Source organism: Pyrinomonadaceae bacterium (assembly GCA_036277115.1).
Classification (GTDB): Bacteria; Acidobacteriota; Blastocatellia; order Pyrinomonadales; family Pyrinomonadaceae; genus UBA11740.
Genome location: DASUNM010000024.1, coordinates 33240 through 53010 on the forward strand (window position 1 = coordinate 33240; position 19771 = coordinate 53010).

At 57.6% G+C, this 19771-nt stretch carries 10 protein-coding genes; 8 read left to right on the plus strand and 2 right to left on the minus strand.

Translation table 11 applies throughout. The features are described 5' to 3' along the window. The 3 genes from VFX97_13780 (at position 1) to VFX97_13790 (ending at position 3849) form a co-directional block, all read left to right on the plus strand. Positions 1-882 carry a hypothetical protein gene (locus VFX97_13780; GenBank protein HEX5704267.1) on the plus strand — a complete coding sequence of 294 codons (882 nt, stop codon included), beginning with the start codon at positions 1-3 and terminating at the stop codon, positions 880-882. Between the two features lie 77 nt (positions 883-959). Beyond that, positions 960-3401, plus strand: a complete 2442-nt coding sequence (locus tag VFX97_13785; protein ID HEX5704268.1) for a hypothetical protein — start codon at positions 960-962, stop codon at positions 3399-3401. 139 nt (positions 3402-3540) lie between these two features. After that, positions 3541-3849 carry a hypothetical protein gene (locus VFX97_13790; protein HEX5704269.1) on the plus strand — a complete coding sequence of 103 codons (309 nt, stop codon included), beginning with the start codon at positions 3541-3543 and terminating at the stop codon, positions 3847-3849. A 418-nt stretch (positions 3850-4267) separates the two neighbouring features. On the opposite strand, the gene VFX97_13795 is transcribed toward VFX97_13790, so the two are convergent. After that, complete coding sequence (locus VFX97_13795; GenBank protein ID HEX5704270.1) at positions 4268-4774, minus strand: GNAT family N-acetyltransferase; 507 nt, start codon at positions 4772-4774, stop codon at positions 4268-4270. Between the two features lie 518 nt (positions 4775-5292). Between VFX97_13795 and VFX97_13800 the strand changes: the two genes are divergently transcribed. The 5 genes from VFX97_13800 to VFX97_13820 all read left to right on the plus strand — a co-directional run bounded on the left by VFX97_13800 (position 5293) and on the right by VFX97_13820 (position 17470). Then, positions 5293-5796 (plus strand): tail fiber protein, encoded by a 504-nt coding sequence (locus VFX97_13800; GenBank protein ID HEX5704271.1) that lies wholly within the window; start codon positions 5293-5295, stop codon positions 5794-5796. Between the two features lie 12 nt (positions 5797-5808). Continuing rightward, complete coding sequence (locus VFX97_13805) at positions 5809-6312, plus strand: tail fiber protein (GenBank protein HEX5704272.1); 504 nt, start codon at positions 5809-5811, stop codon at positions 6310-6312. Positions 6313-6374: 62 nt separating this feature from the next. Next, positions 6375-6899: a tail fiber protein gene (locus VFX97_13810; GenBank protein HEX5704273.1), complete on the plus strand. Its 525-nt coding sequence runs from the start codon at positions 6375-6377 to the stop codon at positions 6897-6899. A gap of 215 nt (positions 6900-7114) precedes the next feature. Next, entirely contained in the window at positions 7115-7825 is a 711-nt protein-coding gene (locus tag VFX97_13815; protein ID HEX5704274.1) for a hypothetical protein, read from the plus strand. A 270-nt stretch (positions 7826-8095) separates the two neighbouring features. Next, a complete protein-coding gene (locus VFX97_13820; protein ID HEX5704275.1) occupies positions 8096-17470 on the plus strand; it encodes an Ig-like domain-containing protein in 9375 nt (3124 codons plus the stop codon). A gap of 294 nt (positions 17471-17764) precedes the next feature. Here VFX97_13820 and VFX97_13825 read toward each other — a convergent pair whose 3' ends face one another. Continuing rightward, complete coding sequence (locus VFX97_13825; GenBank protein ID HEX5704276.1) at positions 17765-19732, minus strand: S9 family peptidase; 1968 nt, start codon at positions 19730-19732, stop codon at positions 17765-17767. Between the last annotated feature and the right edge of the window lie 39 nt (positions 19733-19771).

Sequence of the window (19771 nt, forward strand, 5' to 3'; positions counted from 1 at the left end):
ATGAGTTCAGCCGAAGCAACTATCACTAAGACAACGGAGCGGGCTCCTCTGCGCCTCTGGTTGCGGCAAATCGCGGCCATTATGCGGCTCGAGCTGAAGAAGAACTTCTTCGGCAAACGCGCCGTGCTGGTTTACCTGCTGGCATTGATGCCGATCGGACTTCTCAGCCTAATCGCGATCCTGCGCGCCGCGGTGCTGACAGGGGACGGTTTATCGCGTCAATGGCTCGACTTTTCACAGTATCCAACGGTCTTCTCAGTTTTCTACAACGGCTTCATTTTGCGCACGGTTGTCTTTTTCGGCTGCGCCTGGATCTTTATGAACCTGTTCCGCGGCGAAATCGTCGATCGCAGCCTGCACTATTATTTTCTTTCGTCAGTCCATCGCGAAGTTCTCATCACCGGCAAGTACATTTCGGGATTAGTGACCTCGGCGGTGTTGTTTGTTGGCGTTACCGTGATATCGATGCTGCTGATGTTCTTCCCGCATTTCTACTCCGCCAGCATGCGCTTCTTCTTTGAAGGCGGAGGGATGTCGCAGTTGTTGACGTACGCCGGAATCACTCTGCTCGCATGCATCGGCTACGGCGCCTTTTTCATCGTCGTCGGTTTGTTCTTTCGAAACCCAATCATTCCGTCACTGATGCTGTACGGCTGGGAATGGATCAACTTTCTGCTGCCCCCAGTCCTGAAGAAAGTCAGCGTCATTCATTATTTGAACTCGCTGGTGCCGGTGCCGGTCTCTGAAGGACCGTTCGCCGTCATCGTTGAGCCGACGCCCGCTTATATCTCTGTTCCGGGACTGCTGATTGTCACTGCGCTGGTTCTGATTGCCGCCGGCACGCGCATTCGCCGGATGGAGATTCGCTACGGCAACGACTAGTGACTGAACTTATTCCGCGCCGTCCGGCGATCTGATATGCTCCGTGCGCCCGAATGTTCGTTCGCGAGGTTCCGCTCATGAAATCCTCCTCCTTCCGTCGCCGTGCTTCAAGGATCGTTTCTTTCACACTGCTCCTCGCCATTTTTACCGCACCCGTTCGGGCGCAGCAGCAACCAGCAGCCCCACCGCCGCAGCCGGAGGCCAGGACCAAACCAGAGCCAACATTCGACACATTGTTGTCGACAGACAGTTACAAAATGTATGTCGAAGTGCGCAACGTCGGGACGCTGCTGACGACTGGAGGCGCAGGCGAGATCATCGACCCGATCGTCAAGCTTGCTGATCCGGGGCCGCAATTAAGATCGCTGGTCAAGTTTCTCAGAGACAATGCCGAACCATTGGCGGGTTCGCGATTGATGATGGCGACGTGGCCGGTGCGCACTGACATTCCTTCGACCATGGCCGCGCTGGAATTCGCATCGGCGGACGAAGCCGCGAAGTTCGCGCCGAAGCTCGAGACTTTTTTGCCGACGGTCCTGCCGCCTGTCCCGGTTGACGACCCTACGCCCGAGAGTTCTCCGCAAGCTGAAGCGAAACCGGAAAATCCTGCTAAATCGATTGAGGCGAACCCTAAACCCGCGCCGGCGGTAGCAGCGAAACCCAAGGCCTCTCCAGTGCCGCGCGAGATGCGCTCACCGTTTGTGCTCACGCAAGCGGGCTCGCTGGTTTTAATCAGCGACCGGGCTTTCAAGATCGAGAAACTGCATCCGCCTGACACGGCGCTGCTTTCCGAAGATAAGAACTTCCGTGTAGCGCGCGATCGGTTCGCGGCCGAGCCGCTGTTTCTTTTTTTCAATGTCGCTTTGGAAGACCGAAACGCGCCGAAGTCCTCACCGACGCCGGTAATTTCGGACGAAGAACGCGAGCGCATCGCCCTCGAACAAGAGAAGATGGAAAGACTCGCCGAAGAGGCGAGCCCTTCACCGCAGACCACTGCCGAGGGCGTAGCGGTGGAGGTCACCGCACAAGGACCGAAGGTCACGGCAGTGCTCTCAGCCGGTCCTGCGGCTTCACCAACGCCGACGCCGACAAAAGAACAGGAAGCGCAAACTGTGGCTTCGAACCAGATCGGCAGCATGTTGAGCATGCTGGGCCAGGGACAGCCACAATGGCCTGAGGCGATCGGCGTCGCGCTGGCGCTCAACAACGATGAATATGCGGTGCGCGCGATCCTGATTGAAAAGGATGGCGCGAAAATGCTGCCGCTGCCGTTCGTGCCGCAACTGATCTCGGGACCGGCCGTGACGTCCGAAGCCGCGTCGATTCTTCCCGACGACACTGAAGTGTTCGTCACGGCCTCGATCGATTTCGGCAGCACGTATCGTGAAATGAAGAAACAGGCCGAAGCGAATCTGAAGCAATCAAGACTGCTGAACGCATCCGTCACGGCTGAGAATGCCATGGACGCATTCGCGCAATTCGAGAAGAAGGCAAACTTCAAGATCACTGAAGAGCTGTTGCCGGTCCTCGGAAACGAGTTGGCGATCGGAACGTCTCTGAAGCAGGCCAACATGGCAAACGTGATGGGCGTGCCGACACCGCCAGCGAAGAGTTCCAGCGATCCGAAAGATAAGAACAAGCCAGAACCAATGCCGATCGTTCTAATCGGCATTAAGAATCGAGATGCGGCGCGGCGCATGATGCCGCGCGTGTTCGAAGGTCTGGGTATCGGCGAAGCAAACTTTTTGGCGCAGAACGAACGCCGCGGCGACAGTGAGATTGTCAACTATGCCGGTATCTTCTCTTACGCGTTCGTCGGCAACTTCCTGGTGCTTTCGGATTCAGAGACCGTGCGTAAGGTTGTGGATGCGAACATGAACGGCACTACTTTGGGTGCAAACAATACGTTCCGCAGCGCCCGGCACTGGCAGTCGCGGCAGACTCTGGGTGAAGTTTATGTTTCGCCTGTGCTGATGGAGGGATATCAGGAGCAAATCGGGAAGCAGGCGGCGTCGATGGATCAGACGATGCGTGACTTTCTGATGAAGCTGACTCCAAAGGCGAGTGCGATCACCTACACGCTTTCGCACGAAGGGCTGGGCTCACTCCATGAGCTGCATCTGCCGAAGAACCTGATTCTGGCGATGGTCGCCGGGACCAGCGCGGCGATGTCGGCGATGAAGGAAGGCTCGCCGGAAATGAACGAGATGATAGCCATCAGCGTTCTGCACCTGATTGCCAACGGAGAAGAGAATTACAAAAAGACTGCGGGCAACGGAAGCTATGGCAACATCGACGAGCTCGTCGAGCACAAGATGTTAGGGAAGGAAATGTTAGACAAATACGGCTACCGGTTCGTCATCTCGACAAATGCGCACGGCTTTGAAGCTGTGGCGACGCCGGTTGAGTACGGCAAATCCGGCAAGCGTTCCTTCTTCATCGATCAATCCGGCGTCGTGCGCGGTGACGATAAGGGTGGGGGCCCGGCCACTGTCGCCGATAAGCCGGTGGAGCAGTGAGCGGTAAGCGGTGAGCAGTGGGCAGTGGGCAGTGGGCAGTAGACGGTAAGCTCTTTCATTAACACCTCGCTTTCAGCGAGCTGGGACAAGGCATAGAGAAATTTCATGAAACCGTTTCAACGGTTTCCCTCCACGATCAATGTCAACAAACCTAACGGAACGAGAATTCTCGACACACGTCGGCACGCAATTCACGGTGGCGTTAACCCAGGGCGAACTCAGTCTCACCCTCGCGGAAGTCAAAGCCTACACGCCGCTGGAGGGTGAGCAACCGGGAATGGAGCGCTTTTCAGCGTTCTTCGACGGCCCGCCGGACTTGTTACTTCAGCAGCGAACCTATCAACTGCGACACGAGCAGATGGGTGAGTTCGATATTTTTCTCACCCCAATCGCGGGCGACAGCAAGCGTTTCCGCTACGAGGCGGTATTCAATTACTACCGCACCTAGTCAGAGCCGCCTGCGGTAGCGGGCGGGCTTCAGCCTGGAGGGCTTGAGAGCAAGTAGCCGGTGGTCGAAGACCACCGGAAAACTATCCCACACGCAAACACCCTGAAAGGGTGCCAGACGGAGACTCCCATGGGCTCAACGTTTTTAATTTGCACCACCACATCGTCTCCTCAACAAAAGAAAGATTACCCCTGATCAAGACTGAATAGCGGCCGCGCCTGACTCGTACCTCGGTGGCGTTATTCGGGGAATGAATGGTGGAGCAGAAATATCTCTTGTAGCCTGGCTGATGTCTGGCACCTCTTCGAGGTGCTAAGAGGATTATTTCATTCCCGGAGGTCTTCGCTGCGCTTCGACCTCCGGCTACTATCTTTCAACCCTTCGGGTTGTAGCTCGCAATCTCGTGACTCATCACTCATCACTTCTTCCATTCCATGTGTTTGTACCCACCCAAATCGTCAATCACCGCGAATCCCAGGCGCTCGTAAAACCGATGGGCGTCATTGTTCAGCACGAAGACCATGTGACGTAGACGCTTGCCGGTCACCATTGCTTCATCCATTAGTTTTCGCAGCAGAATGGTTCCGGCGCCGCGGTTTTGAAACGGCGTAAGTATGGCGATGTCCAATAAGCGAATCTCTTCCTCTCTCCGGCCGATCCAGATACGTCCTGCAGGCTGATCATCGATCAGAATCACGTTGTACTCCGCGTCAGGAAAGCGCGCTTCGTACTCGCGCCGTTGCATGTCGAACTGCCACTTGAGAAATGCTTCGCGTTGTCCTTCAGCCCATTCGGCCTGCGCCAGTTCTTCAGCGCGCGTGCTGTCGTAAACCGAGAGCAGGAAAGCGTCGTCGTCAGCCGTTACACGACGAAGGGTTAAGGCTCCGCCGCGTGGCAAAGCTATTTGGGTGTCATTAGTCATCATCGGATTTAGAGTCGGTCCTTCTTATTGGCATCTGGCTTCAGCCGGGAGTTAACGAGTCAGCCAAGAATTCCGCAACCGTTAATATCGATCTCAATCCTCGCGCCAGTGCAAACCGTATTTTTTCACAAACTGCTCGAGTTCGTAACCGAAGGACGTCTTTTGATGTGCGCCTCCTGGCTTGCGATATAAGCGGCCACTTGTTCGACGTGAGAATGCGACACTGAGAATGCGCCATACCCGCGCCCCATGAAGACCTTCCTCTCAAGAGTCGGTTCTGTTTTATCAAATGAGAGGAACTCCCTTGAACAACTTCGCGACTTAATCCGCGGATTTCTTCTGGCCTGCTAAAAATGTGCTTGCAATCTTTAAAGCTTGCGCATAGAATGCGCGCCGCTTCAGATTTCAACAGCATTTTCCGGCTTTGATCTTTCCGAGTTTCGCGGCTTTTTCCCCCGAACGGCCTGTCTTTCCAGCCTCGTGTGGAATAATTCCGACTTACTCGATGGGAGTAGAAAAATATGGCAGAACCATTTCTCTCTGAAATTCGCATCATGAGCTTCGTGTTTGCGCCGAAGGGTTGGGCGTTATGTAACGGCCAGCTCCTGCCCATTAATCAGAACCAGGGGCTCTTCAGTTTGCTGGGCACGACCTTTGGTGGCGATGGACGTGTCAACTTTGCGCTTCCCGATTTGCGCGGTCGCACACCGATCCATGTGGGCAGCGGTCATACGCTGGGTGAAAAAGGTGGCGAGCCGGCGCACACGCTCAGCATTTCTGAGTTGCCGACCCATACGCACGTGTTGAGTGGTACCAGCACTAATGGCACGGCACTAATCCCAGTGGGTAATTTGTTAGCGCCAACGCCAAACCAGGCGTATCACGCTCCCGACGGTTCATTGGTTGCTTTTGCGCCTCAGGCCGTATCGAACGTCGGTGGTAGCCAGGCCCACTTGAATATGCAGCCGTTCCTGACCTTGTCTTTTTGTATAGCGTTACAAGGGATCTTCCCGTCGCCCAACTAAAGGAGAACAAAGATGGCACAACCATACGTCGGTGAAATCAGAATGTTTGCGGGCAACTTCGCCCCGGCCGGCTGGATGTTTTGCGAAGGCCAACTGCTGCCCATCTCTGAGAACGAAACGTTGTTCCAGTTAATCGGTACGACCTACGGCGGCGACGGCGAGTCAACGTTTGCTTTGCCCGATTTGCGCGGCCGAATCCCGATCCATCAGGGGAATGGTTTTATCCTGGCCGAGACAGGCGGGGCTGAGGAGATTACCCTCACCGTCAATCAAATACCGGCGCATTCACATTCGCTGCTCGGCACGACCAGTATCTCTAACGATGCGAATCCGGGTAACAATGTCACGGCCCAGACCAACACTTTCGACATGTATCAAAGCACTGCGGGAGGCTCGCCGATGGCGCCGCAGTCGGTTGGTCCCGTTGGTGGCAGTCAGCCGCACACTAATTTTCAGCCGTACTTGTGTGTTGACTTCATCATTTCGCTGTTCGGGATTTTCCCGTCGCCAACATGATTTTTTGATGAGGCAGGCGTGCAGAGTCATTCTACAGTTCGTGCAGATTAAGGAGACTTGTCATGGCAGATCCTTTTGTAGCAGAAATCAGAATCTTTCCCTTTAACTTCGCGCCCAAAGGCTGGGCTTGGTGCGATGGGCAATTGTTGCCGCTCTCACAGAACACCGCGCTTTTTTCGTTGCTCGGCACAACCTACGGCGGGAACGGTAAGTCCAATTTTGCCCTTCCGGATTTGCAGGGTCGCGCGCCGATGCATCCCGGACAGGGACCAGGACTCTCGCTGCACGACCTGGGGGAGACTGGGGGCAGCGAGACCGTGACGTTGCTTGAGTCTGAGATACCTGCGCACACGCATGCGATCAATGCCCAAGCTCCGGTCGGGGATACAAATTTGCCGGGAGGCAACGTTTTTGCGCGGACGGTGGGCGCAACGCCTTACCTGCCGCCCGCCGGCGCGCCCTTGATCTCGATGGCGCCTAATGCGCTGGCGCCGGCCGGTGGCGATCAGCCACACAACAATTTGCAGCCCTACCTGACTTTCTATTTTTGCATCGCGTTGCAAGGAGTATTTCCACCGCGAGGATAGACCAGCGGTAGCAGACGGCAGAAAGCAGTAGGGAGCAAAGAAAAATCCGTCGGTGCGATCGAAAGATCGCCCGGCGGTTTTATTTTGGAGTGCGCTGACTTGTCAGCGCTATCGGCACCAAAAGCGGGGACCCCGCGAAAGCGGGGACCAGTCGCCGCACTCCATAAACAACACGTCGGTGGTGCTGTTTTCCCGATCATGGCATCATACGAACCATGAAATTACGGATTACTCACCTGCGATCGCAGGTGTTACTGACCTCGATCGCTTTGATTGCGATCTCGATTGCATGCTCCGCGTCGAAGTCAGCCGATTCACCTGCGGCTAATGCGGCCAACGTATCAATCAGTCAGCCGTTAACGTCTCCGAGCAGTTCAATCACTCAAGACAAACCGCCGTGTACGCTCACTCTTTCCGCAGCGCCAAGCGTGAACGGCATACGCCTCGGTATGACACCGGATGAAGTGCTGGCGTTGTTCCCCGGCAGCAAAGATGATCCTGCCGTAAGCGCGCGGCTATCGCGCCCGCCTAACCAATTCAACACTAACAGTTTGCTTGTCCGACCGGAGAAGTACGAAACCAAGGCTGAGTTCGCCGGGATCAGTCAGATTACTTTCTCGCTGTTCGATGGACGCGTCTCAAAATTTTACGTTAGTTACAATGGCCCAGAGTGGCCCCACGTCGACAAATTTGTAGAAAAGTTTGTGGAGGGGAAGAATCTTCCTGCTGTCGATCAGTGGGAAACGTACGCCGGTTTTGACAACCAGAAAGCGCTCACTTGCGTTGATTTCTCAATTCGCGTGTTTAGCGGTGGCCCGGGCGGAAGCCTCAATCATATGGAGATGCAAGACCTGGAAGCCGATAAAAAACTTAAAGAGCGCATGAAGAAGGCGCAAGAGCAAGCAAGTCCGACACCGGGAAACTAGTAGGCGCGAGCAGTGAGCAGTGAGCAGAAGGCAGTAAGCAGTAAGCAGTAAGCCGTGGTCAACTATCGACCATCAGCGCGGTGAGTCTCCCACCAGGCAGATTTCCACCCTCAAGGGCAAATTGGCCCACCGCACCCGTCAACAGACTTATTAGCAAACTTTTCGACTATGTTATTGACCAAATGATTAGCTTGTAATACTCTTGCGATTCGGATTTTCCCGATTCGTTTGCCTGCCATATTACCTTTTTGCCACCAGGAGTTAAATCCAATGACGCAACCGTCCCTTCCGACCAGAAATAGCGGTCTCAGAGTATTCAACGCTGCCCTACTTTCGGCGCTCTTGATCATGATGCCGTTTGTGCAGCTAGCGGCCGCTTCGCGACGCGAGTCAGCACCAAATAGCCGGGGGCCGGAAACTGCTCGGCAGGCAACAGACAATCGCGAACAGACGGCGGCGGCGCCGGAAAATGTCTTCGCCAATGCCCCGGTTCCGAAACCCGCGCCGGAAGCGCCAGCGCTCGCGCCAGTGATTGTCGCGACCAAGGATGACGGACTGGCAACGGCAACCACAGTCGCGCCGGGCGGAACGATCAATTACTCGGTCAATATCAAGAACAACGGAACAGTGAGCCCCACGGACGATGCGACCGGGGTCACGTTCACCGACATTATCGACGCGCATACGACCCTCGTAGTCGGTTCGGCCGTCGCCGCTGTTAGTGACAGGTACAACGCGATCGGGAACGTACGGCTTTCAATTCCTGATGGCTCAACCGACTTGCTCGCTAACGACATCGATCCTGACACCGGGAACAACTCGGGGATGACGGTTACCGCTGAGACCAAATCCAGCACCCAGTGTACTGGTGGTTGCACTAACAACGTCACCATTGCTGCTGACGGCAGCTTTACCTACGACCCGCCCGTCGGCTTCTCGGGAACGGACACGTTCACTTACACCGCGCATTCAACTGTAGGCCCCGGAACGGCGACTGAAACCGTAACGATCACGGTCGCTAACGAGATCTGGTTCATCAACAACAATGCGGGAGCTTGTCCCGGCGCGCCGTGCGACGGACGTTTGTCCCATCCGTTCGTATCACTCGCAGCTTTCACTGCGGCGAACCTGGGTGGAGCGGGACAGCCCGGAGACAACGACTGGATTTTCATCTATGAGAGTGCGACGGACTATGCGGGTCCGGCTACTCTCCGCCTCGGTCAGAAGTTCATCGGGCAGGATGCGACGGCGAGCCTGGCGACGTTGACTGGCTTCCCTGCGGCGAGCGGCACGGATCAGCTGCCGGTAATGAATTCCGGCAACGGCGTCTTCGTCAATATTACTGGAGCAAACGTCAACGGGATCAACCTGAATTCGGGTAACACACTGCGCGGTTTTAGGGTTGGTAATGTCGGTACCGGAACCAAAATCTCCGGATCGAGTTTCGGCACACTAGTGGTAGGCAACAGTGGTTCGCCGGACGTATTGCTGCATGGTACAGGGCAAGCTCTAAGTCTGACGACGGGCGTGCTCTCAAACACCGGCGGGTTCATAAGTGTCACCTCAACATCGAGCGCCACCCAGGGCATTAGTCTGTCCGGCGTCACCGATTCAGACGGCGCAGGAGCCGGCTCGTTCTCGTTCGGATCCACCACGGTTTCAGGCAGCACAACTCAGGGCATTCTCATCGGCACTACGCCGGCTGATCTCAACTTCGGTGCTACCTCCGTCACGGGAGGAACAAATGGCGTTTCGTTCCAGAACAATTCGGGAGGTACCCGGACGTTTGGAACACTGGGAATCTCAGGAAGCGCCAACGAAGCTTTCCTGCACGGGGCCGGAGGCGGCAACGTAACGGTCACGGGCGCGGCGACTTTAAGCAGCGCTGGCAGCGCTATTAGTGTCAGCGCCCCCGCGGCCACGAATGCTATCAATTTTCAGGCTGCGACCAGTGCTACGTCCACAGGCGCAGGCGCTACCGCAGTAAATTGGGTCGCCGCGGCAAACGCGAGCATGACGTTTAATTCGTTAAGCATCACACGAAATAACGGCACAGCCTTGAATGCCAGCGGTAACGGAACCATCAACGTTACGACCGCGACCGGCTCTATCACCAATACGACCGCGGGCGGCCCAGCGATTATCGCGGCCAACATCGCGCTCAACGCGAACTTTTCGCAGATCAATTCAACGGCGGGCGCCAATGGAGTCAGTTTGACCACTGTAACGGGTACGTCAAATCTCGGAGGCGGTCAGCTTACTGGAACTAGCGGGGGCTCGACCTTCCAGATTAACGGTGGCAGCATTTCGGTTACTTACAGCGGCAACATCACCCAGGCCGCCGCCGCGCCAATGGTGACGATCTCGGGCGGTCACTCGAGTACCGGTCCAGTTACCTTTAGCGGCACGCTCAACGCGTCGCTTGGTCAAGGCCTCCAATTCAACAACGCCAACAGCACCGGCGGCGGCGGGGGCGGCTACAACTTCACGGGCACGACCACGCTTGCCGGCGGCGACGCAGGAATCGACATCCTGAATCTTTCGGCAGGAAGCTTCAACTTCGGAACCGGTACAACAATCACGAGCCCCACCGCCGGCCCTGCGTTCAACGTCGGTACTACGCCGGGCAATCCTACAGTTACTTATAGCGGTTCGATAACCCAAAACAATGCGCAGCGAGTTATCAATATCGATGGGACTACGGGCAACACGATCACCTTTCAAACCGGAACGATCACGGGCGGCGCATCGAGCACGGGCATCAACATCAACAACGCTAACGGCAATGTTACGTTTTCGAATGGCATGATTCTCGGCACGAGTGGCTCGAGGATGACTAATCAGGCGCTAACGATTGCTAACGGAACAGGCACTTACAACCTGGGCGCAGTCAGCATTTTCACAAACGGCGCCCCAGGCATTGTCGCCACCGGCGCCGATGGCACAATCAACAACACGTCAGGCACTGTCGACACCACCAATAACCGCGCCATTAACATAGACGGTCCCGGCGGACTGACAACGCTTGGGATGACGCTTACCACGGTGAATTCGAGCGCCGGTACAAATGGAATTGCGATTCTGGATACGAACGGTAGCTTCACCTTGGCGGGCACAGTAACCGGTTCTGACCGGTGCGGCGGTTTGGTTACCGTCAACGCCGTCGGCACACCGGCCACAGTCACAGCACCCGTCATCGCCGAGTGCACGGGCGGCACAATTCAAACCTCAACGGGGGCAGGGGTTCTGATTAACAACGCGACGAACATTTCGCTTTCCCGTCTCCGAATTCTCAATCCGGCCACCGATGGCCTGGACATCAATACAATCAGTGGGTTCACATTAAATAAGTCATATATTAGCGACAGTGCCGGCGCAGCTGGAGACAAGGGTGTTGACATCAACTTCGCCTCTGGCACCGCTGTAAATGGCACGATCAGCTTTACCAACTCATTTATCGGACCGACTCCGCACGACAACTTCGGCGCCACGATCAGCAGCGGCACGTCCACCTGGAACGTAACCGGGGTCGTTTTTGATGACTCGCAGTTAAATAGTGGTTTTAATTTTGAGATCCGCGGCTCGTCGACCCTCAGCAGCTTCACCATGGACGGATGCGTCCTTCGGAATCAGTTCGCGGACGGCATGCAGATGCAGCCAAACGCGAGCGCGACTGCCACCATTACCGTGGCGAATATTCAGAACAACACTTTTCAGGACAATAATCTTGGTTTGGATCTTAACCACGACGGTACCGCGAACGTCACTTACCGGGTCATCAATAATACGTTCAGGAACCACGAAAGCCACGCCATTAACTTCTTCAGTTCTGCAGTGCAGGCGCCCACGACCGGTGGAACTTTGAACGGAAGGTTCGAAGGTAACGCGATCGGCACTGCCGCGATTAACGACTCTGGTTCGCGCATCGGTAACGGTCTCCGCGTAAACATCAATGGCGGAGCCGACTCCACGGTGACCATTCACAACAACACCATTCGGCAAACGCCGAACGGGCGAGGCATGGAAATTATTTCGCGTAACGGCACCGGTGGACTCGACGCAACGCTTACCAACAACAACGTCGACATCAACTTTAGAGTCACGCCTGAGAACGCAGGATTCTCGCTGGCGGCGATCTTCCTGCAGTCAAACTGTCTGGCGGTTTGCAACACACTGCGCGCCGACATCCGAGGAAATACCGTTCCGGCGGCTCCGCCGAATGGCGAGCTACAAAATTTCCACATCACACTTTTAGAAACCGGGGCCTCGACACATCAATTAGTTGACAACTCGCCGGCTAGCGCCAACGCAACCACCGAGCTGACGGAGGCGCACACTAACCCGGCACACAACAACACCGGGAGCGCGGGTGCCAGCGCAGGCGTTGCCCTAATCGCGGGACCAATCAGTACCGTGGCGATGTTCAAGCCGGCAAACCTGAATCGAGGCTACGAAGTAGCTAAGATCGACTCGCCAACAACTGAAACATCGGTCGCGGCGCGGCTGGATGCAAGCAGCCTGGTTAGTTCAACGGTTACTTCGCTTGGACGAATTGCCGAGGTTGCCGTTCCGGTTGCTATGGCGAAGCTTACGTCCGAATCTGCATCAGAAGTCAGAACTCAACATGCGGCCTCAGAGGGCAGCAGAGATCAGAGGTCAGAGGTTAGAACTCATCACGCGGCAAGTTCGAAGCTCGAAACTCGAAACACGACGCGTGACGAAGGAACGGGCCTTAGAGCCCACTATGCAACGCTCTCGAAACTCGCGACTCGAAACGCGACCGCGGCGCCTGCGCCGATGGCGGGCGAAACAGTCATGGCGAACATAGGCACGTTGCCCGCGGGCGGTAGTGTGACCATCACCTTCCAGGTCACGGTGGAGAATCCGCCGAACCTGACCCTGCTTAATCCGCCGCGGGTTGAGAACCAGGGCACAGTCTCCGGCAGCAACTTTGCGAGCGTGCTTACTGACGATCCGAACGTCGGCGGCGCAGCAGACAAGACAGCGACGCAGATTGATCTGTTCGATACCGACACGAACCTGGTCTCGGATGTTAATCCGTCGAATGACGGTGATACGGTCACCTTCACGGCAACGGTAGTTGAGACACCGGCGCAAACACCTAATCCGACCGGAACGGTGGACTTTATTGACACCTCCAACGGCAACGCGGTCATTTGTAACGACGTGGCGCTAAGCGGTGGCTCCGCGCCATGCGCGGTTTCCAATTTGTCGGCCGGCAGTACTCACAACATTGAGGCTGTCTATTCCGGCGACGGGAATTTCGAAGGCTCGACGTCAGCCCCGCTTGCGCAGGTGGTCAACGCGTGCGCCATTAACCCGGTGGTCACTACGATTGCCGATACAAACGACGGCGTTTGCGACGCGAACTGCTCATTGCGTGAAGCGATCGCGACGGTTTGCAGTGCACCGAACAACAACATCACCTTCAACATCGATCCAGGGACGGGCCCGCACACTATCACCCTAACGACAGGTGCGTTGGTGGCCGCCAAGAATGCCAACATCAGGAACAGTAGCGGTGAAAGCATCACCGTGAGCGGTGGCGGCACGAGTGGGGTGTTCGATATCAGCGCGGGCAAGACCGTAAGCATCATTGGTCTCAGTATTACCGGGGGCAGTGCCGCGAACGGCGCCGGTGTGCTCAACAACGGTACGCTGAGCATCGTCAACTCCACCATCTTTAGCAACACAGCGACTTCGGACGGTGGTGGTATCCAAAACACCGCGACAGCCACTAGCCTGACGCTGATCAATACGACGGTCAGCAGCAACAACGCCAACGGCTTTGGTGGTGGCGTGGATGTGCTGGGTGGCACGGCGACGATCATCAACAGCACCATCACCGGCAACCACGGGGACAATGACGACACCACGCTTGGCGGCGCCGGTGGGGTACGCCAGCAGGGCGGGACAGTCACGCTGCACAACACGATTGTGGCAGGCAACTTCAAGGGCAGCGGCACGACTACGCCCAACGATATAGAGGGCGTGGTCACGGGTTCCAACAACCTGGTTGGTGATGCCGCGACGTCCGGCGGCCTGACGCACGGCACAAACGGTAACATCGTGGGCAACGCAGGCGTTGGCACGATTGTTATCACGACCGTGCTCAATACCATGCTCGCGACCAACGGCGGCCTAACGGCGACGCACGCCTTAGTGGCCAATGGCCCCGCAGTTGAGGCAGGCAGTAACGCCAACCTGCCGACGGACACGTTCGACCTCGACGGCGATGCGAACGTTGCCGAAACTCTGCCGGTCGATCAGCGGGGCGTGGGTTATCCGCGCACGGCTGATTCGGCTGATGCGAACACGACCCAAACGGTGGACATCGGCGCATTCGAGCTGCATCCATCGGTGGAAGACATTACCGACAAGACGACGGCTGAAGACACGGCGGTGCCGCAGATCACCTTCAATCTGGGTGATGGGACGGGCGCGTTAATCAGCACGGTGACGGCAACTTCCGGCAATACGACTCTCGTTCCGAACGCCAACATTTTGGTCGGCGGATCGGGCTCAACGCGCACGCTGGATATCACGCCGGCGGCAGATGCCAATAGTCCGGCGGACGGGACGGCCACCATCACGGTGACCGTGACGGCGACGAATGGCCGGACCGCGGTGGACACGTTTGTGGTGACGGTGACGGAGGTCAACGATGCGCCGGTCCCGACAAACGACACGGTTTCGGATGTCGCGGAAGACTCGGGCACGTATGTGATTCCGTTCGCGACCCTGCTCAGCAATGACACGAACAAGGGGGCGGCGAATGAAAGCGGTCAAACGCTGAACATCACCGCGGTGAGCAGTCCGACGGGTGGTGGGGTAGCCATCAACGGCACCAACGTGGAGTTCACGCCGACAGCGGATTACTCCGGCCCGGCCGGCTTTACTTACACGGTCACCGATGACGGCACGACTAACCTCGTGTCAGATCCGAAGACCGGCAACGCCACCGTCAGCTTCAACGTGACGGCAGTCAACGATCCGCCGTCATTCACGATCGCGGCTGATCCACCGGCGGTTAATGAAGACGCCGGAGCGCAGACGGTCAACAGCTTTGCCACCAGCATCTCGGCTGGGCCGGGCGAAACGCAGACGTTGACCTTTAACATTACGCCGACGGGGACGACGGGCAATCTCTCGTTCGCGAGCGGCCCGGCAATCGATACGTCCACCGGCAATCTCACCTACACGACCAACGCCGACACTAACGGCACGGCGAGCTTCAGCGTGACCTTGAGTGACAACGGCGGTGGCACGGACACGTCCGCGCCGCAGACGTTCACGATAACGGTGAACGCGGTGGACGATGCGCCGACCTTTACCCTCGCGGCAGGTCCGACAGTGGCCGAGGATGCCGGCGCGCAAAGCGTGCCCAGCTTCGCGAGCAACTTCCAACCTGGTCCGGCGACGGCGACTGACGAGAGCACCCAGACATTAGTCGGATACGCGTTGACGCAAACCGGCTCGACGGGCGGCCTCACGTTCAGCGGCACACCGGCCATCGACAATGCCGGCACGCTGACTTACACCGCGACCGGCAACACCTCCGGTACGGCGACGTTCGATGTGGTGGCTACGGACACGGGCAGCAATACGCCGCCCAACGTCAATCAAAGCGCGCCGCAATCGTTCACGATTACGGTGAGCGCGGCGAACGACGCGCCGGTCAACACGGTGCCGGGCCCGCAGGGCACGGCGTCGAACACGCCGCTAATCTTCTCGATCGGCAACGGCAACCAGATCTCGGTAGCCGATGCCGATGCGGGAACGAGCACGGTCCAGGTAACTCTGACGGCCACCAACGGCACGTTGACCCTCAACGGCACCACCGGACTTAACTTCGGTTGCGGTGGTTGTGCGGGCGATGGCACGGCGGACGCGACGATGACCTTCCAGGGCACGCTGACCGACATCAACGCGGCGCTGAACGGGTTGACATACACTCCGAACGTGAGCTTCAGCGGTCCGGCTACGTTGACGATCACTTCCAACGACCTTGGCAACACCGGCAGCGGTGGTGCGCTGAGCGACACTGATGTGGTCAACATTCAGGTGGCGACCGAGATCAGGATCAACGATGGAAGCTCGATTGAACCGGCGAGCCCGAACACGATCGACATGGTGTTCACGGTGAGCCTGAATTCCCCAGCGGTCGGCACCGTGTCGGTGAACTTCACTACGCAGGACGAACCGGCGGGAGTAGGTAAGGCCGTCGCCGGCACCTGCGGCAGCGGCGGAGACTACGTCGCGACTAACGGGACGGTGACCTTCACGGCCGGCCAGCAGGTTAAGGCGATTAACGTCCCAATCTGCTCGGATGCTGTGTCTGAGCCGGACGAGACCTTCAGGGTCCTGCTCTCCGGTGAAACGGGCGGCACGCTCATCGACGGCAACGCCACCGGTACAATCAAGTCGGCGAATACGGCGGGTGCAGTTCTGATATCTGAGCTGCGCACGTCCGGACCGGGCGGCTCGGCCGACGACTTCGTGGAGATCTACAACAACTCGAACTCGCCGCTGACGGTGGCCGCTACTGACTCGTCGGCGGGTTACGGCGTGTACAAGATGGGTGCGGACTGCAACGCCACACCTGTCCTCCTCGGCGTCATTCCGAATGGCACCATCATCCCGGCGCGTGGCCATTACCTGCTTGTCGGCTCGGCTTACACGCTGACCAACTATGGTGGGACAGGCGCTGCCGCCGGCAATCTCACGATGACGGCCGATATCGAGACTGACGCTAATGTCGGGTTGTTCTCGACTTCGGATTTGGCCGGCATCTCTTCAGCGAACCGGCTGGATGCGGTGGGCTTCGGTCTAAATACAGGCAATGTTTGCAACCTGTTGCGCGAAGCCGATACGCTACCGTCGGTTGCCGGCAATGCCACGACCGAGCACAGCTTCTTCCGTAAGATGTGCGACTGGCAACAGGGTCTGGGTTGCACGGTGCCCGGAGTTCCGAAGGACACCAACAACAACCTGGCTGACTTTTGGCTGGCGGATACGGCGGCGACCAACTTTGCTCCGGGTCAGCAGCGGCTGGGGGCTCCGGGACCGGAGAACATTGCGTCACCGATTCGCCGTGACAACGCAAACAATCCGGGTACCGGCGGCATTGACGTGTTCCGGCTGGATGGCACGGTCGGCACCGCGGCGGAACCAAACCGGACCCGCAACGGCTCGGCTCCGGAAGGCACCTTCGGCACGATGGTCATCAGGCATCGCGTGGTGAACAACACCGGCGGTAACGTGACGCGCTTGCGTTACCGGATCGTGGACATGAGTACGGCGCTAGCGCCGGTCGGTCCCACTGCCGATTTGCGGGCGTTGACCTCGGTCATTGAGTCCACCATCGGTCCGGTTAACGACTCGGCAACGTGTACCGCGGCCGGGGCAGGCTCGCCTCCGTGCACGGTGGCAGTGCAGGCAACCACGCTGGAGACGCCTCCGGCGCAAGCCATCGGCGGTGGATACAACTCGACGCTGTCGTCGGGCACGATCACCACCGGCACGCCGCTGACTAACGGCAGTTCGATACTGATTAACTTCAGGCTCGGTGTCGAAAAGACCGGTTCGTTCCGCTTCTTCATCATCGTAGAAGCGCTTCCGTAGCGGCTGGCGCTAAACAACCGGCAGTGAGCAATCACTGCCAATAACAAGGCCGCGTGAAGATTCGCTCTCCACGCGGCCTATTTCTTTGTGGGTCAGAGTCCCCTGCGGTTTTTTGCAAGTCAGAGATTCATAGCACACGCGACGGGTGTTATTCACCTCGCTTCAGCGAGGTGTGAGAGGCTCGTTTGCCGTGCCCGAAACTGTTTTAACGGTTTGTGGGAAGCCGCGCCCGGCTGCTGAGTTCGTTGCACCTGCCATCCTCGCCAGCTCGCTGAAGGGAGGTGTGAATGAGAGTCATAGTTTTGGTGCGTGAGAAGGCGACGGTGCTGACAGATTTTCGATCTCCACCGGTTCGACTTCTTCCGCTAGTTCAAATCCAAATACGCGTGAGTAAAAGTACAACTCGCCGTCCAGCGATCTCTTAATGTTTTCAGCGCGGCGAAAACCGTGCTGCTCTCCCTCGAACGCGATGTAGGCGACGGGGACCTTCTTCTTCCGAAGCGCTTCGACCATCATTACCGACTGTTCGGGGGGCACCACCTTGTCCTCTAAACCCTGGAAGAAAATCACCGGGCAGGAAAGTTGATCCGCGAAATGCACCGGTGAGCGCTCGAGGTAAAGATCACGGCGCTCGGGATACGGGCCGATCAATGAGCGTGAATAGCGTGACTCGAACTTGTGCGTGTCCAGCTCCAGGGCCTCCAGGTCGCTGACACCGTAGTAACTGGCGCCCGCTTTAAAGACGTCGCGAAACGTCAGCGCACACAGAGTCGTGTAACCGCCTGCGCTGCCGCCGTCAATCATCAAACGATTGCCGTCAACCCGTCCGGCATTGGCCAGGAATTGCGCACCGTTCACGCAATCATCGACGTCAACGATGCCCCAACTGCCGTTCAGTCGCCGGCGGTACGCGCTGCCATAGCCGGTGCTGCCGCCGTAATTCACATCCAGCACCGCGATCCCCCGGCTGGTCCAGTATTGAATGCCGAGGGCGAGCACCGCGATCGCGGCGGATGTTGGTCCGCCGTGACTCTTCACCAATAGCGGCGGCCGTTCGCCGGCTGGCGCTGCAAAATCTTTGTTCGTCGGCGCGTAGTAGAAAGCATGCGCGGTCTGGCCATTCTCAGTCGGAAACTCAACCGGTTCGGCAACGGCGATATAGCCCGGATCAATCTCGATCTTGTTAGCACGCTGGAGCACCTTTACCTGTCGCGTCGCGAGATCCATCTCGAGGATCGCGAAAGGCTCAGTCGGTGAACCAGCCCGGAAAACAACGCGGCCGGGAGCGGCGCAGACAAAAGAGATTTCCGTGTAAGGCGTTTCGAGGCGCTCGAGTTTTCCAGTGCTGGTGTCGAGTAGACCAAGCTTCCAAATACCGCGTTCACAGAACGCGCACACGATTCGATCAGCAGATTCGAAGGCGTAGGTTGAGAGGCCAAAGATCCATTGGGGCGCGCCGAACTCGGCTTCGATTTCGCAGATAGACTCCACTGAGCCGTCGTCATTCGCGCGATAGATGTTCCACCAGCCCGATACATCTGAAACGAAATGGAGCCTCCCGTCCGGCGACCATTCGGGCTGGAAGATCGATTCATCCGCTACGCCCGCCACGCGACGCTGATTGCGGATGCTGCCATCCGCGGCGAACTCGCCGACCCAAACTTCTGAGCCGTCCCAGGGCAGGTTCGGATGGTGCCATGTTAGCCACGCCAGTTTTGACCCGTCAGGACTGATGCGCGGGCTGGAATAGAAATCATTCCCGGAAATCAGCACCCGGCCTGGGTCGTTGCCGGCGAGCGACACCGCGACGATTGTGCTGGCGGCCTCGCGATCTTTCGCGGTGTGATCTTCGCGTACGCAAATCAAGCGCTTGCGCTTTTCGTCAAAGACGCTGTCCGCGTAACGCATAGCATCGCCCGCACTGTCGCTCGTAATCATCCGCGGCGCGTTGCCTGCGGGCTGGTGGTAAAGCTGCTGGTCAGTGAAGTTTGAAAAGAAGGCGTCGCCTTTGTGGATCAGGTACTCACCGCCGCCATATTCGTGCACACGCGTGCGGGCATTCATCTCGCGGGGCGTCAGATCATGGTTATGCCCGTCAGGCGTCCGTCGCACGATGACCTGCCGCCCGCCTTCTGACGGTCGCAGTTCGATCCAATAGATGTCATCGCCGTCGAGTCTGACCTGAGACAAACCGATTGACCCTTGAACGATAAGATCGGAAGTAATGGGCGATTCCCATGATCCGTAAGGAGCAGTTTCCATGATGTTATGTGGCCAGCCGGAAAGACGGATTATGGCCGG